The 16,014-nt window shown below is 65.9% G+C and carries 13 protein-coding genes; 1 reads left to right on the forward strand and 12 read right to left on the reverse strand.

Annotated elements, in window-relative coordinates; genetic code table 11:
* Positions 1-61: 61 nt before the first annotated feature.
* From K0M70_RS12945 to K0M70_RS12980, 8 genes are all read right to left on the reverse strand, one after another.
* Complete coding sequence (locus tag K0M70_RS12945; protein ID WP_290782598.1) at positions 62-568, reverse strand: hypothetical protein; 507 nt, start codon at positions 566-568, stop codon at positions 62-64.
* A 103-nt stretch (positions 569-671) separates the two neighbouring features.
* Positions 672-3,986, reverse strand: coding sequence for a UvrD-helicase domain-containing protein (locus K0M70_RS12950; RefSeq protein ID WP_290782600.1), 3,315 nt, complete (start codon positions 3,984-3,986; stop codon positions 672-674).
* On the reverse strand, positions 3,983-4,606 hold the full coding sequence (locus K0M70_RS12955; protein WP_290782602.1) for a hypothetical protein: 624 nt from the start codon (positions 4,604-4,606) through the stop codon (positions 3,983-3,985). The genes K0M70_RS12950 and K0M70_RS12955 overlap by 4 nt, the downstream gene beginning before the upstream one ends.
* The gene (locus tag K0M70_RS12960; protein WP_290782604.1) at positions 4,603-5,355 is read right to left on the reverse strand and encodes a sigma-70 family RNA polymerase sigma factor; all 753 of its coding nucleotides are present in this window, start codon (positions 5,353-5,355) and stop codon (positions 4,603-4,605) included. The genes K0M70_RS12955 and K0M70_RS12960 overlap by 4 nt, the downstream gene beginning before the upstream one ends.
* A gap of 181 nt (positions 5,356-5,536) precedes the next feature.
* Positions 5,537-5,788: a hypothetical protein gene (locus tag K0M70_RS12965; RefSeq protein WP_290782606.1), complete on the reverse strand. Its 252-nt coding sequence runs from the start codon at positions 5,786-5,788 to the stop codon at positions 5,537-5,539.
* A gap of 66 nt (positions 5,789-5,854) precedes the next feature.
* Positions 5,855-8,053, reverse strand: a complete 2,199-nt coding sequence (locus tag K0M70_RS12970; protein WP_290782607.1) for a S8 family peptidase — start codon at positions 8,051-8,053, stop codon at positions 5,855-5,857.
* 10 nt (positions 8,054-8,063) lie between these two features.
* Positions 8,064-9,182, reverse strand: coding sequence for an AAA family ATPase (locus K0M70_RS12975; RefSeq protein WP_290782609.1), 1,119 nt, complete (start codon positions 9,180-9,182; stop codon positions 8,064-8,066).
* A 168-nt stretch (positions 9,183-9,350) separates the two neighbouring features.
* On the reverse strand, positions 9,351-10,430 hold the full coding sequence (locus K0M70_RS12980) for a site-specific integrase (protein ID WP_290782611.1): 1,080 nt from the start codon (positions 10,428-10,430) through the stop codon (positions 9,351-9,353).
* Positions 10,431-10,534: 104 nt separating this feature from the next.
* Here K0M70_RS12980 and K0M70_RS12985 point away from each other — a divergent pair, with 104 nt between their 5' ends.
* The gene (locus K0M70_RS12985) at positions 10,535-11,278 is read left to right on the forward strand and encodes a DNA-binding protein (RefSeq protein ID WP_290782613.1); all 744 of its coding nucleotides are present in this window, start codon (positions 10,535-10,537) and stop codon (positions 11,276-11,278) included.
* Between the two features lie 105 nt (positions 11,279-11,383).
* Here K0M70_RS12985 and K0M70_RS12990 read toward each other — a convergent pair whose 3' ends face one another.
* The 4 genes from K0M70_RS12990 to K0M70_RS13005 all read right to left on the reverse strand — a co-directional run.
* Positions 11,384-11,917 (reverse strand): RES domain-containing protein, encoded by a 534-nt coding sequence (locus tag K0M70_RS12990; protein WP_290782621.1) that lies wholly within the window; start codon positions 11,915-11,917, stop codon positions 11,384-11,386.
* Complete coding sequence (locus tag K0M70_RS12995; RefSeq protein WP_290782615.1) at positions 11,917-12,291, reverse strand: antitoxin Xre/MbcA/ParS toxin-binding domain-containing protein; 375 nt, start codon at positions 12,289-12,291, stop codon at positions 11,917-11,919. Before K0M70_RS12995 ends, K0M70_RS12990 begins: the two co-directional genes overlap by 1 nt.
* 151 nt (positions 12,292-12,442) lie before the next feature.
* Entirely contained in the window at positions 12,443-15,397 is a 2,955-nt protein-coding gene (locus K0M70_RS13000) for a Tn3 family transposase (RefSeq protein ID WP_290782617.1), read from the reverse strand.
* A 280-nt stretch (positions 15,398-15,677) separates the two neighbouring features.
* On the reverse strand, positions 15,678-16,014 hold a 337-nt coding region (locus K0M70_RS13005), incomplete at its 5' end, for a hypothetical protein (protein ID WP_290782619.1).

Here is a 16,014-nt window from a genome sequence, read left to right on the forward strand (position 1 = left end):
CCCCCCGCCCCCCCCCCCCCCCCCCCCCACGACTGCTCATCCGGCGGCATCTGCGCGGCCATCAGCCGTTGATCCGGTGCGCGGGCACGAGGTCGAACACGATCGCGCAGCGGGGATGCTGCACCAGCGTGCCCACGTGCGTGTCCATGTCCGGCTGCTCGTTGGAGCCCGAGATCTGCAGGACGTGTTCGGCGATGTCCCCCGCCTTCAGGCCGAACCGGCGGCCCGCCCACTGGCGAATGCGACCGATCGTCGTCGCCGGGCGGAACGGATGCTGCTCCGTGCGACCGCCGAAGCGAACCGTGACCGCGACCTGCTTGCACCGGTGCAGGTGCACGCGCACCCCGCGGTCCGGATTCAGGTCCTTTACCCGGCGCGTCGATGCCACGTCGTCGTCGTCGACATCGTCGTCCTCGATGGACAGCGACAGACCGGTCGGGTCGGTGCCGGCGGGGAGCAGGGTGAGCGCGGCGCGCTTGAGATTGGCGACGGTGGCGTGGTCGGCGACCTCAACCAGCTTGATGTCGGAGAAGTGCTCCGACTGCACATAGACGCGGATGCTGGACATACTGTGTTACTCCTTATCGGTAGCAGGCCCCACGAATTTGCGTGGCCCTTAAGGAGTAAGTCGCAGCGACGAGAACGAATCGGAAGTCGACTTGCGGCGAAATCTACGCCGGGCAATACAGGAAGTGTCGGCACCCCGGACACACCCAGGAGCTGGGGGCTGCAGCAAACTGGCCGCCGGACAAGGCGTGTGCGAAACGCGTGAGGTTGAAGTCCGGCACCAGATACCCGTACGGCATCACCGTCTCGCGCTGGCCGGTGCTGAGCACGTGCAAGACAGCTTGAAAGCGCATCGGCGCATGCGCTTCATTGAGATGTTTGAGCACCCAACGGATCGCCTTGTGCTGCTTGGCAATCGGACTGGATGGCTGCACGCGCACAAAGTTCAAGGTGATCTGATTGCCTTGGCGCGTGACACGATGGGGCACGACACGTATTGGCAATCCGTCGCAGACGACGTCGATCGGTGTCGCCATGGCTGCGCGAGGAGCGCCGGACCACACGCGCCCCGCATCGAGCAGTTGCTGGGCGTACGCCAGCAGTTGGGGTCTGGCCGGCTCGTACTCTTCAGGCAACATCGCCAGTTCGACCGCGACGTCGTTCGCCGGCGTCGACGCATTCTCGCCAGCTGGCACGAACAGCTCACGAAGCACGGCCGCCTCGATCCGCGCGGCCGGGTGCAGCCCCGCCGCCGGACTGAGCCGCTTCATCACGTCGTAGTAGTAGCGTCGGGGGCAGGTGCGGTAGGTGACAAACTCCTTCAGCTCAACCGGCAGGCTCGGCGCCAGCGGCTCGGGGGCGGCGGCATCGCGGCCGGCCGCGTAAGCCACGGTGCCGACGACGCAATTGAGCAAGTGCGTAGCGCGCTGCACCGCCGGTGCGCGGACTGCCTTGTAGTAGCTCTTTTGCTCGTACAAGGTCAGCGACGAGCGCGCACGGGACAAGGCCACGTACAGCTTGTTTGAGGCCTCGGATCTCGCCTCGTCCACACCGCCGGCCGATTGGGTCAAGACCGCCGGAAGCCACGGGGCATCATCCGATCGCTCGAAATGGCGCGCGTCGACGTCCATGAGGTGGACGGCTTCGAACTCCAAGCCCTTGCTCTGGTGGATGGTCATCACCGCAACCGCGTCCAAGCGCTCGGCCTCGGGCGGCGGAATCCGCAAGTCGCGGTCGTCGGCCAGACGCAAGCGCCGGCGCAACCGCGTCAAGAACGTGCCTACGGTCTGGTAGGCGCGACCGCCGTCGGGAACGCGCAGGTAATAGATGATTTGCCACAAGGCCAATCGCCGGTTGACGGCCTGCATGTCGGTGCCGTTGGCGTGGTCCGCGAGCCACCGCGTCCGCTCAAACAGCAGCGTGCATATCACTTCCCACGGATTGTCGTGGGCGCTCAGCCCGCCGAAGGTCTCGCGCCAGCGTTGCAGTGCCTGCACGCCCGCGGGCGACAGGCCGGCCGGGGGCGACTGGATCCAGGACAAGGGCGCGGGGCGTGTGTGCCGCAAGTACGCGAGCAGCAGGTCGACATCGGGGGCCGGCAAGGCCAAGCCCGGCAGCTGCGCGATCCGCACCAGTGCGCTGCCCGAGCGATCGACGAACAGTTGCAACAACGCCAGCAAGTCCTTGACCTCGGGGCGCTGGAAGATGTCGCCCAAGTGCAAGACCGGGATGCCCGCGGCGACCAGTGCGGCGGCGGCCGCATCACACGCATCGTGGCGGTTGGCCAGGATCACCTGCTCGCGAAAGGCCATGCCTTCGGCTTGGAGCGCGAGCACGCGCGAGACCAGTTCGCCAAACGCGATGCTTTCGTCCTCACAACTGACCAGTGTCGGGCGCACGCCGCCCTGACCGCGGATCGGCGCGACGCCGCCGAGCGGGAGAACGCTTTGCAGGGGATTGTCATTGCGGCCGGTATGCTCCACGACGCGCACGATTTCCTCGAAGCTGCGCCAGTTCTCGTTGAGCCGGAACTCGCGATGCTGGGGAAAATCGTCCGCGAACCGGACGATGTTGCGCATCGAAGCGCCACGAAACCGGTAGATCGCTTGTCGCGGATCGCCGACCACCCACAGGCTGTCGGCCTGTGCGGCCATGGCCTTCACCAACTCCGCGCTGGCGCGATTGACGTCCTGATACTCGTCGACGAGTACATGCCGGAAGCGGCCGACGCTGGGAGTGAACTCGGCCAGGCCAGCGCGCAGGGCTTGCGCGGGCAGCGCGATGAGGTCCCCGAAATCCACTAGGCCGCCGTTGGCCCGGAGCAATGATTCGTAGGTGCGATAGAGCAGCGCCAGATCGCGGTCCAGCGCCAGCCGATCGGCCTCGGCTCGCGCAGCGCCCGCTTCGACGACACGCGTGAAGGCCTCTGCGTCCAGCAGCTCGTCCTTCGCGCGCTGGATCGTCTTGACGGCCTGGTCCAGCCAGGGCAACGGATCGCCCAGCGGGTTGAACACGCGCAGGTGCAGGCCGTAGATGTGCGGCTCCAGCAAGGCGATCTGGGCCATCTTGTCGGCCACGCCGAACCCCGGTCGCAATCCGAAACGCTCGTGGTTCTTGCGCAAGAACTCCAGACCGAAGGCATGAAACGTGCCCACCCACATCTCATGCGCAGCGGGCAAGCCGGTGTCCGCGAGGCGATCGACCAGCTCGCGCGCCGCGCGATTGGAAAAGGTCAACACCAACAGCTCAGCGGGCTTGGCGCCGTTCGCCAGCAGGTGCTCGATGCGCATGAGCAACGTCGCCGTCTTGCCGGTGCCCGGGCCGGCGACCACCAGCGACGTGCGCGCCTGCGATCGCGCGGCATCGCGCTGCTCGGCGGTCGGCGTCAAGGCCGCCTCCGGCACGCCATCCGAAAGCCCGTCCTCGGGCAGCAGCAGGGCATCGAGCAACTGCTGCCGGACCAGCTCGAGCGGCAACGCCAGGTCGGTGGCGATTTGGTGCGCGGTGTGGCCGGCCAAGAACAGCGCACGGGCCACCTGGCGCGGCAACAACAGCTCGCGCGCGAACACGTTGGCTTGCAACTCAGCCCGCTCACGGGCGCCGTACGCTTCCACGCGCTTGGCGCCGAGCGTGTCGTCCTCGGCGGGATTCAGGGTGCTGGCGATGACCTGCCGGCAACCCTCGTGCTCTTCCGGGTGCAAGACCCAGTGCCCGAACTCGTGCGCCACCAGGAACGCCCTGTCCGGCGGTGCGACATCGTCGCGTACCAGGATCTGGCGAAAGGCGCGAACGAGCACGGCATCGGCCCCGCACAACGCGCTGTCGCCGGGACGCGTCAGCGAGATATCGAAGTCTTCGGCCTCGACGGCGGCGATGCAGGCGATCAGGTCGATCGATCGCAAGCCGCCTGCCGCGGTTTCCGGACAATACTGCCGGCGCAGGTGCTGCGCCGCCAATCGCGCCCGGCGAAACGGCGTCATGCGGGATCACTCCGGTCCTGCATCGCGCGTAGCCTCGCTTTTTCCGCCTCGTCAACGGCGAGGGCGGCCACGGCCTGATCCCAGGATTCGTGTTTGACCATGGTCGGCTTGTCCGCGGCCTTGTAGCTTCGATGCAAGGCCAACTGCGGGCCCAAGGCCTCCACGAGCCCGTCCATACCGACTTTCAAGAACTGCGCGAGACGCACGAGCACCACCCGCGGCGTGTCGATGATCGCTTGCGTCAGAATCTTGTGGAGAAGCACCGTCGAGCCCAGGTCGATCGCCTGAGCGGCGGCTTTGAGGCGCTGCCCGGCCAGCGATTGCAGTGCCTGGCGGACAGCGTCCGCGTCTGCGCGGGCGCGTGGCGCCCCGTACAGCAAATTGAGCACATGGCTTTGCAGGCGCATGACGGACGCGTCGGAAACCTCCAGCTCGGACTCGGCCACGTCGGGCAGGGCGGCTTGCGCCGCCCGCAGTGCCGCGAACTCCAAGATTTCCTCGCGAAACTCGGTATGTGCCTGGCAGGCCTGAACGATCATCTCGGGCGTCGGCGCATCGTCCCGCAGGAACAGCGCATCCAACACGTCCTCGAGCGAGGGCCTACGGTTGGGCGAAGTCATACATTGAACTCCTTCTTCATCTTGGCTTCGATGCTGCGCTTGTAGTTGTTGACCATGCGCGGGGTGACACCCAGCGCAGCGGCTATGTCCTTGATCTTCATCTCCTGGCGCCACAGCATCACAAAGACCGAATATTCGTTGCGGGTGAGCAGGACCCGCAGCCGCGCGTGGACGTGACGGAACTGCAGCGAGTGGCTCAGTACCCGGTCCGGCGTGGCGTCGTCCTGCAAGGTGGCGTCGGCATCGTCGCCGTCGTGGTCGTCCTCACGCTGCTGCGCCATCTCGTCGTCGCCTTCATCCCCGTCGTCGTGCCCGGCCTGGTGCCATTCCTCGAGGCTGTCCATCCTTTGGCGGCATTCGGCCAGCAGGGCGCGCAAGTACGAAATCGACTTGTTCTCGAAGAACACACCGAACCGACGAGCGGCGAACGCGATATTCGTGCCGCTGAGCAGGCGTTCCCACACGTATCCGGCCAAGTCCTGGGCGGCTTCTTCGTAGTCGGAAAAGTGTTGGGGAACCAGCGTGTTCTTCCTGGCGAAGGCTTGGGCGCGCCGCAGCAGTCGCCGGGACAGTTCGCTGCTGCACAGGCCAACCCGGGCGGTGTGGCCCGCGGTGCGCGCCGCGACGAACAGCTGGACGAGCCGTTCTTCGCTGACGAACAGCGGGTCGTTCCAGTCGACGCAGCGCAGGCGTTTGACGAGGTCCGGGTCAGCCAAGTTTTCTAGTTCATCGGGTTCGGGTGCGTCCATCTCTTGATTCCATAGGTCGTGGGGCGCCCTCCGCCACCGTGGCGGGCGTCCCTCTACTGCAAGTCGCAGCCCCCCACAGAAATCGGAAATGGCTTCGAGCTCGCCGGTTTCGCAGCACCCGGGCGCCGACGGGCGACCCGGAGCGCGGGGCAGGGCGAGCCACACCCCACGGTGGACCCGACTACTTGCGCTTGCCGGGCCGCTGTGTGAGCACACTGCCGGCCAAGGCCTTGGTGTCGGTGCTGGTGCGCCCGTCATTGAGCGCCTTGGCCGCGGTGCGGGCCGTGGTCGCCGAGGAGGCTTTTTTAGTGCCAGCCTGGGCGAGGGCGCTGCCCGCCAGGCTCTTGGCGGTCTTGCTGGCGCCACTGTCGCGCAGCACCGAGGACGCCGTGCGCGTCACCTTCGGACCCGAGGACTCGTGCTTCTTGGTCATGCGGCTTCTCCATCGGGGCGATAGGAACGCGGCGGGGCTGCCCCTGAGGCCCACCGCGGCTTCGCGCTAACGCCGGCCGTCCACCGGCACCTGGACCTCGACCGGCAGGGTCAGCAGGACCGGAAACTCCGCCTGGATACGCGTCATCAGGTCGGCCACGCCGGGTGCCTGCAGCGTGACGATTAGGGCGTAGGGCATCGGCACCGTGTCCTCCGTGCGTACTGCCTCGCTCTCGTCGCGCACCTGGTAGTTGATATGGAAATAGGGCGCTTCCAGCTCGGCCGCATCGACCGTGCACGCGTTGTTCAGCACTGTGTCCCAGCGCATGGCGTCCCGGCGCAGTTCTTCCTCGGATTTGTACATGCCACTGCCGAACAGGGGCAGGCTCTGGCCCGGCGCCTTGTAGCAGCGCACCCACAGACCCGCCCGGGTGTAATTGATCGCGTGTGCGGAGTCGACTGGCGCGCGATAGCAGAACGTCGCGCCGATGCGCACCCGGGTGCCACCCGGCAGCCCGGACGGCACCGGGATCACCGCCTTTTGGGGGTGGCCCGGATGCGTGACGCCCTGATACACCACACGCACGACGTCGAGCGGCGTATACAGGATCGCGTCCGGGTCCAGCGGAATGCGGCCCCAGCCCACGTCGGCCCGCTTGTGGCCGCGCCGGTACTCGGCAGCGTTGATCAGCAGGGCCTGCAACGTAATCGGGTCAAAGCGGGACTGGCTCAGCACGTCGAGTCCGACCGCCGTGCGCAAGGCCAAGGGGCTGGCGAAGCTGGTACCGCCCACCGCGACCACGCCGCCCGCAAGCGGGCTGTACACCGGCAGCGGCTCGGCAGTGGAGCCGCCGAAGGCGAGCACGTCTGGCTTCACGAACCCGGGGCTGCGACCGGGCCCAGTGGCGCTGTAGGGGGCGCGGTTCCACTTGGTGCGGCGCGTATCCGCGGCGCCGATCGCGAACAGGTTCACGGCATCGCCGGGCGGCTGGATGCGGCCGAGTTCGCCATCCAACGCGCCGTTGTTGCCCACCGCCGCCGTGCACAGCGTGCGGCCATCCGCCAGTTCGGTGTCCAGCCGCGAGGTCCACTCGTGGATGTCGTCGTCGAAGAAGGTCGCCACCGGGCCCAGGCTGATGTTGGCGAATCGGTAGGGGCGGTCGGCGGTGCGAGCGATGCGCAAGGCGGTAACGATGCGATCGAGCACATCGAGGGCTTGCTCCGGGCTCTCGTTGGTCGGCAACACACGGTGGTGCTCGACCACCCACGGCGGTGCGGGCAGCGCGGTGCGCGTCGGATCGACCGGGCCGAACAGCAGGGCGGAGGTGACATTGACGCCATGCGCCAGGTCCGCGACGGTCGCCGGCGGCAAGCCGGGCGCGGCCAATTCGACTACATGGGCGCCGAAAGCGTTCTGCGTGCCGCCGTCGAACACGGCCACGCGCGGGCCAGGCGCCGTCAGCCGTGACGCCGGCAGCCCCAGGGTCGGAAACTTGCGCGTCAGGGCCGCGGTGAGATCGAGCTCTTCGCGCAGGCGCGGCATCGAACGCACCAAGCGGATCCGCTCGAAGCGTGCCAGCTCGGGCACGCGTGCCGCTGGCAGTTGCACCGCGACGAACGCCAGGCCCGGCACGAAGCGGAACCCGCGCGCACTGATTTCGCCGCCCAGCTGCAAGGCCAGGGTCTGGAACGCGGTCAGGATGTCGGCATCGTGCTCACCGGCGTGCAAGGTCACGTGCACGAAATCCGGCCATTGGGTTTCCGGGTCCAGGCGCAACTTGTTCTCGCCCGCGTAAGCCAGGACCGATTCGATGTGGGTGAACTCTTCCTGGCGGCCCTTGCCGATGGCCGGATCGCCGAGCTGGCGATCCATCGCTTCAAACTCTTCCGGCGTACCGGCCACCAGGATCTCAGCGGTCTCCTGCGGACCCTGCTTGCCCCCTTGGCTGACGCGGGGGGTGACCTGCGTGGAGCGCGAGCCCAGCACGGTCAAGCCCGCATCACGCAGGATGTTGGCGTGAAAGTGGGACTTGGCCAGGAAGGTCGGATGCAGCTTCAACCGCGCGGTGATTTCGCCGCGGGGTGAGTACGCACGCGGGACCGCACGCGCCGCACGGGCGACGGCAGTGAGCTGGGGATGGAGGGCTTGGCGCGTCTGCGCGAGGTTGTACGGGTGCCACTTCGGGCCACCGCCCGTAGGCCACGCCAACTCGCCGATGAGGGCCTGGCCATTGGCGATCAACGGGTTGCGCGGGGTGGTTGCCATGCTTGCGCTCCTACTTGTTCAACCAGCGCGAGATGGTCGCGGCACTCACCCCGACGTGCTTGGCAATAGCGCGCATGGACAGACCGTCGGCGTGCAGGCGCATGACCTGCAACAAACGCTCGCGCTCGGTCGGATCGTTCGTGCCCGGTAGGGCCAGGCGCATCAGCACCTCGTCGAGCTCGCCCCCGCCTAGGGCGATCTCGCGCCTCGCCCGCATCACCAGGCGACTGGCATCCGACAGCGGCTTGCCGGCCAAGGCCGGCGCCATCTGCCGCGCGACCGCTTGGCCGGCGCCCAGTTGGGCGAGCAAGGTTTCGACCTGTCGCGCTGTGCTATCGGGGAAACGCAGCCACAGGTCGAAGCGGCGAAACACGGCGCGATCAAGCAACTCCTCGTGATTGGTGGCGGCCACGAGCAACGAAGTGCCCGGCCATTCGTCGATGGCTTGCAGCAGCACGTTGACGACGCGCTTGAGTTCGCCCACGTCCTGGCCATCGTCGCGTCGCTTGGCCAAGGCATCGAACTCGTCGAGCAACAGCACGCACGGCTGCGCCTTGGCGTGGCCGAGCACGCGGGTGAGGTTGGCGCCGGTCTTGCCCAGCAAGCTGTTGACGGCCGCGGCTAGGTTGAGCGTGATCAGGGGGTAGTGCAGTTGCTCGGCCAGGTAGGTTGCGGCCAAGGTCTTGCCGACGCCCGGAGGGCCGGACAGCAAGACCGTGCGCGAGGGCGACAATCCCGCTTCGCGCAGGCGATCAGCGTTCTGCCATTCGCGCACGAGTCCGTCGAGCGCCTCTTCAACCTTGGGCGGCCAGACCGGCGCATGTTCGACGAAGGCGGGAAACTGCACCGAGGACAGGGCCAGGTTGCTGTCGAGGTCGACCGGACTGACCAGGGCTTGATGTGCGGCGGCGTCGCGGGCGAGCGTCAAGCGGGAACTGTTCGCTTCGGTAAGCGCTTTGGCCAGTAGCGGCGCCAGGGCAGACTTTTCCCGCCGCAAACGCGCAATCAATCGGCTAAGGCGAAGTTGGAAGGCCGGGGCGTTTCCAGCGCAGCCCTCTCGCACCAGTGCATACCACTCGGCTTCGGAAGATGGTGCTGTCATGGCCGCCTGCTGTTTCATCTGTTGCATAGTGTTACATCACATTGTGAAACAGCGCAAGAGGGGCGATGCTAGGTCGGGCGGGACGGTGCAGAACCGGTTCAATAGGCTCCCTAGAGGCGATATCAGCGGTCCGTAAAGAGGCGGACTATCAAGTCAGGCGAGGTTGTAACGCCGCCACTCGATGCGAACGGCGCACTATTTCAGTAAACGCGCCGCTGGATTGTCTTCAGCCGCGCCTGTCTGAAAATACCCGATCACACTCGCCACTGAACGGTGCTCCGTCATGGCCATCACCGCAGGCAGCGGCACTCCTTGCTTGCCAGCCTCGGTAACAAACCCGGACCGCAGGCTGTGCGCCCCGAAGTCCCCAGGCAGCCCCGCCAGCTTCGCTCGGCGCTTCACGATGGCAGCTATTGAACCTGGAAGGAGGGCAGGGCCGACTCGATCCTTCCAGATGCGGCGAAAGATTGCCCCTTCCCGGATTTGAGCGGCTTTGAGCCATGCAGCAAGCGCCTTGGCGCTGCGCCCCAGGATCGGCTTGTCGGGCGTCGAATCCGCCTTGACCCCAGCCTGCTGGGTCTTCGAGTGCTCTAAGCGATAGATGTAGTCGCCTTCGCCAACCTTCCGCAGGTCACGCATGTCTGCCACGGCAATCTCGCTGCGCCTGCGCCCGCCGCTGGCGAAACCAAAGCAGAGCAGGGCGCGGTCACGCAAGCCTTCCAGGTTGTCGCCGCAGGTCGCCAGCATAGCCTCCAGCTCAGGGCGGGTTATGGCGGTTTTCTTGGTCGCGCGCTCGCCGCGTTTCACAGAAGCGCGTCTGGCCCGACTCAGTAACGTCCGGACGCTGGGCAGTTCGCAGGGGTTGGTCAGGCGCTTGAGCTTGTGCGCCGTCGAGAGTACTGCCACGCGCTGGACGACGGTTGAAAGCTTCAGCGGACCCACCTTCGCCTTGAGGCCGGCGGCGACTAGCGCCTGGTCAAGCGTTGGGGGTAGTTCGCTGACCAGACCAGTCTTGCCTTTCCGTTGGATGTGATCGACCAGAAATTGGATCACGACGGCTTCGTTGACTGGCAGCGTGAGCTCCGCGCCGAAGCGGCCCAGGTGCCAGCCAGCCCAGTACCGCAGGGCGGTGGCGTAGCTACGGGTGGTGTTGGCCGCGGCGGCTTCGGCGAGAAGTTCGCGCACGGCATCCGCGGCCTGCTGCGCCAGCTGCTCGGGCAGGACGAGTCCGGCAGCGGGCGAGGCCAAGGCGGGCAGTGTGTCTTTACGCTTCATAATATGTAGTCTGTACTACGTTATGGAGTGTCTACTAACGATAATCATCACTTATCGTTGGTACGTCAAGGCCGGGGCAGGGGATCCAAGTAGGAGCAAATCGGATGGCACGCGGCATCACCCAGGAACAGGTCAACGGCGCGATCGAGCAGTTGCTGCTGTCAGGCGAGCGACCGACGATCGAGCGGGTCCGGGCAGCTCTCGGCACCGGCTCGCCCAACACGCTCACCCGGATGTTGGATGTCTGGTGGCAGGGACTCGGCAGTCGGCTCACCGCGCAGCGCCGATCCGCTGCTGTCCCGGAGGCTCCGGCGGCCGTAATCGAGGCGGCGTCCGCTCTCTGGGAGGCGGCGCTGGCGGCGGGGCAGGCCTATGCTGAGGCCGCGGTTGCGCCTGAACGGGCCGCCCTCGCTGACGTCCTGACCAAAGCCGAAGCGGCCATGGCCAGTGATCGTGCGGCGCGGGCGTCGCTGGATACCCACTTGGCCAAGGCCAAGGGCGAAGCCGAAGCCCACTACGCGGCCTTGGTGATGAGCGATCAGCGCAACAGCGATCTACAGCGCCAGGTGGCATCGCAGCAGGCAGAAATTCAGGCGCTTTCGTTGCGCATCGACGCCACGCTCGCCCGCCATCACTCCGTGATGCAGCAGGCGGAGACCGAACGCGCCGCGGCCGCCACAGAACGCGAGGCCCTGCAGGCGCACCTTCGCCAGGCGGAGGACCGCGCCTATGCCGAGGTCGACAGGATTCGTCAGGAGCTTAAGGTCTCGAAAGCGCAACTAGCCGCCCAGACTCGTGAGCAAGCTACCGCACTGGCCCGGGTTGGGGTTCAGCCGAGATACGTGTAAAGATAGGACATTCAAGTCTAGAAAATTAATTTAATCAGCCAGTTACACGATTCGGCAGCTTCATAGGGTTCGTCGCCGAACAGGCCGCTCCGGCCCCAGGCTGACTCAGCGCAGATCCCGTCTCGACCAGCTTGCCCTGTCGTCAGGTAGCAGGCCGTCATCGAACACGTCCAGCTTGTCCTCCGGCTCGAGCATGTCCTTGTAGATGACGATGTTGGTGCCACCCGCCCGCACCATGCTCGGGAAGATGATGCCCTTATGGCCCTGCTCCATGGCAAGGTCGCCGAGCATCCAGGTGATCGGCGTGATGCCTTGGTTGAACCGCTGCTCGCGCCAGTCCGCCGTCCAGTTGTGCCAATCCGCGTCCCATTGGCCATCGTCCGTCAGGGCCCGTAGGTCCACAAGCCCGGAAATACCCAGGGTGTACTGGCACAAAGTGCACGGAGGGAGAAGCGAGCTGCATTGCTGGTACTCATCGAGCGCCGTGAGCCTGTCCTGGCTAAAATAAAGCGCCTCGATACCCTGACGATTGAACCTGCCGCCGACCTTCGCAGCGCCCGCGCCGCTTAGTGGCGCGTAAGCCCATTCCGGCTTGTTGGCTCGGAAGGCGGCAGTGGGGTCCTCCAAATCGGTGAGGATCAACCCACAAACCCCGCCTCAATCGAGGCCAAGTAGCCGATCACGTCCTCGGTTCGGCCCTCGCCCACGAGCTGGAGCGCGGTCTTATGGCCAAAGCTCGGGATGGGCTGGTTCCGAACGAAGAATGCGGCCTTTTGCGGATCATGGCTCACCGCCATGGCCGCCGACCGCACGCGCAGCAAATTCACCAGCGTTGCCTGCAGCTGCTTGTTCTCGGGGTGGGCGCGGACGCTGTTCCGATGCACGTGCGAGAGATCTGCCAGGTCCTGGATCCCCAGCAGGAACTCCCCGCCGACCCGCGCGGGCGACAGAATCGGCTTTTCGCCGTCTTGGAACGACGTGACGTCAGGCAGCTGAACCGTGGCGGTGGACATGGTGCCTCCTATTTGCCGCACAGTATATGCACAGTATAGGCACAGCGCAAGGCCAACCCTCCCCCACTGGACTGAGCGGCAATGCCTGAGTGGGCTGGCCCGGATCGGCCACGTCCGACCTCAGCCCAGGAATCACCGGAGCCGAGCCGCCTCAGCCTTCCAGGCTCAGGTTCGCTTCGTAGGGCGCGGGGACGTTATCGAACTCGATAACGTAATCGCCGAAACGCTTGATATGCGCCGTCAGGTAAGGGCTCAGCACGGCCACGTCGGCGGCCGTGATCTTCCAACCCTGCTTGAGCAAGCCACGGATGATGCGGGTCTGCTCGACGACATTGGAAAACACGACGGCGTTCGCCACGAGATCGTTGTACTTGATGGCCTTCTCCTGCTCGAGGGGGTCGTTCTGGCCGATGACGCCCTCGCCACCGAAGAAAAGATACTTGGCGAAACCGTTGTAGGACTCCACCTTGTTGGTGGCCGCCGTAATCTCCTCGCGGAGCAGTGGCTCGCTGATATAGCGCAACAGAAATAGTGTCCGAACTGCCGTTCCGAGGGCCTTGAACGCGTGATACAGGCGATTCTTTCGGCTGGCGGTTCCCAGCTTCCGCAGCAGGGTCGACGGAGCGATTTTCCCCGCACGGATGGACAACGCCACCTGCATTAGGTCTTTCCAGTGCAGTTCGATGAGATCCCAGTCGACCGTGTCCTTGAAGAGCGTATCGATGTAGTCGTAGCTCAGGTCGTCTGCGGGGCGAAAGAATCGATAGTCCTGCCAGTTCCGAATGCGCGGCATCAGCTCGACACCCAGCAGGTGCGACAGCCCAAACACCGGCAGGGACTGCCCTTGGGTGTCGGCATGGACCCGTTCCGGCTGGATCTCGGAGGTGTTCTTGATCAGGCCATCAAAGATGTAGACCGCTTCCCACACGCCGCACGGGATGAAATGGCTGAACAGCGCGATGTAGGTATCCGAGACGTGGTGGTAGGCAATGCCGCCATACCCGCCATAGCGGATGTGGTACGACGCCAGCAGGTTCTTCTCGAACAATTCGTACTTCGTGCCATCGGCCGCGGCAGCCTTGCCCTGCCCCCAAAAGCGGGGAAGCTGCAGGTGGGCGAAGCTGTTGATGATGTCCCGCGACGACGCCGCCAAGCGGTTGGCGTCGATGTGGCGGCGGTTGACGAACGACAGCATATGGGCCGATGCCGCCCCTCGCAGGTGACGGGCCGCTTGGGCGGGCCCCAGGTTGCAGCCGTAGGTGAACGTCGTCAGGACATAGCGCACGTGGGGTTCGTCGAGCTTGGGATCGCTACCCGAGAGCGGCCCGAAGTGTTTGGACCAGTTGGTCCAATGCTGGACGTCGCACAAGATCTCGATGACGCTGCGTTCGCGCATCCGCTCGAGAACGGCGGCCTCCAGCGCTTTCGCGCTGGCCGTCATGTCCTTGGCGCGGTGACGCTTGAGCACCGGGAGACCCGACTCGTCGATGGCGACGTCGCTGTTCGCCATATAGCCCTGGTCCGTCTGTTCGGCTGCCTGCGTCAAGCGAACCTGGAGCTCGGCGACGAACGCTTCGGCCGTGGCCGGGAGTTTGGCTTGCTCGCAATAGTCGGCCACCAGGGGCTCGCATTCATCCCAGGCCAGCAGTTGATCGCGATAGTCGGCAAAGGCCTCCGATCCCACGATTGCCACATCGCCGGACCGCAGCTCGTGCGCTAGCATGGCGAACACACAGACCTCAAAGTGCAGGCGATGCACCCGCGTTTCTCCGCTGGCCGTCCGCTCGCACAACGTCGACCGCCATGCGTGGGTGGTGAAGGCCAGATCCATCGGGGCTTCAAGCCACTCCCCGCGGGCTCGCGGGTTGTTACGCAGGAACGCGATGGCGTCCATCAATGCGCGGTCCTCTGAGGTGGCCCGAAGCTCAAGAAGCTGGATCATCCGCAGGAGCTTCGGACGCCACTTGAGGTAGTGCGGCAGCAACAACGGGAGATGATTGTCGTCATGTGTGGCGCTGACGGCGGCGCACTCGGCCTGCAGGGCCGGAATGCCGCCACGCTCACCGACCAGCCGGCGGATCTCCCGGCCCGCATCCGCATCCTCGGGGTGCGTATCGAGCACCCGCACGACATCCGACATAGTGGCCACGATTGCCTCCGCGGCCTCCCGGACCTGCTCACGCCGCTGCGCGAGTTCCTCCCGGGCCAAGGCATGCATCTTGGCAATGCGCTTGAGGAACATCTCGGCAATGGCATCCAGACACTCGACCCGGGCCCGCTGGATCAAGCACACCACCAGCGCATGGCGCTTGGGCGTCGTGAAGTCGCGCAGCTCGGCGGCATCCAGCGCTCGTGCTTCGCGAGCGAAATGCAAGCGCTTGATCTCGGGCAGCCCGGCGAGCAAGTCCGCATTTCCCACCAGCGTGTCCAGATACTCCAGGTGATCGAGGAGGCCTTTGAAGTTCGGCAGGGACAGACGACCAGGCTTGCGCTTGAGCAGATGCAGGGGGGTCTTGGGGCCGCTGCCGGCGACCAGCAGCTCATCGAGCTGCCGCTTGTCGTCCTCAGTCAACCGGTCGTTGATGGTCGAGAAAAAGGCGCGGTTGACCAGCGTGCGCACGCGCCGCGTCAGACGGTCCAGAGCCACGAACGCCGGCAGCTCAATCTTGTCGTGCACGAGCTGTTCGATCGCCACGTTGATCAAATCGGCCGGGTTGTCACGCACGGCCGCGGCATCGGCCACCGCTCGAAGCAGCGTGTGCCGCGCGGGGCGGTCGAACGCCTTGACGCCCAGGCGGGCCCGGATATCGCGGTGAAAGCGATAGAGCGTTCGGGTGTCGAACTCGGGACGGACCTGCGGCCGCAGCTTGAGTTCGCTTCGCACGTGGCGAGCGATCCCGGCCGGAATATCCTCGAGCGCCGGGAAATAGTGCAGGCGCCGGAACGACACCAGCAGCAACGCCAGCCCCAGCCGGTGCCCGGGGAAACGGGCGCGAGCCAGCACCCAGGCAATGTCTTCCTCGGTGGGTGTATAGCTGGCGACCAGCTCCCGGACCACGGGGTTGCGGCGGAACTGGGGATAGGCGGTTCGTTCAATCGCGGCCATGCGGGCGCTCCCCATGTCGGGTCGGGACCGGCGAACTCGCGTGACGGGGGCGGGACAAGGCGTTGGCAGGGATGGCCGGCGCACCGGGCAACAGCGCGCCCGTCCGGCCCAACAGTGTGGCTGGCATCGGGATTTCCCCAGGCAAAACACTCCCGCAAGCCCGGTGTCGGGCTTGACGGGTGGGAGGAAATGAGCAACGCTGTCGATGAGGCCTCTAGCGTCTCCGCCCACGTTCGCGCGTGGGCTTTTTCATTTCCGGCTCGAGAAGATACGGGCGGAATTAGGGGTCGGCGGGCGGCCTCCTTTGCACTGATGCGGTGGCGTCGGGAGCGGTGCCTTGGCGAGCCAGCCAGTGCGCTACCTGCCAGGTGAGCGCATAGTGGCCGCGGCGTCCGGGGATCTTGAAGAGCGTCACGGGCGCGGTCCCGCGGGCCAGGCTCTGGCGCAGCGCGGCTCCACTGGAATAGCCCAGCGCCACCCGCAGCGCCTCCCCCTGCAGCAGGGGGCCCCAGCGGTCGAGGAGGTCCCCGCGAATGCTGGCTTGCAAGGGGGTCACGGCGGGAGGCACCGAGTCGGGGGTGATCGCGGTGACCGGGGGTTGGGGTAGGTTTTTGCGG

Origin of the sequence: Arenimonas sp., assembly GCF_019459675.1 — a bacterium.
Lineage (GTDB): Bacteria > Pseudomonadota > Gammaproteobacteria > Xanthomonadales > Xanthomonadaceae > Arenimonas.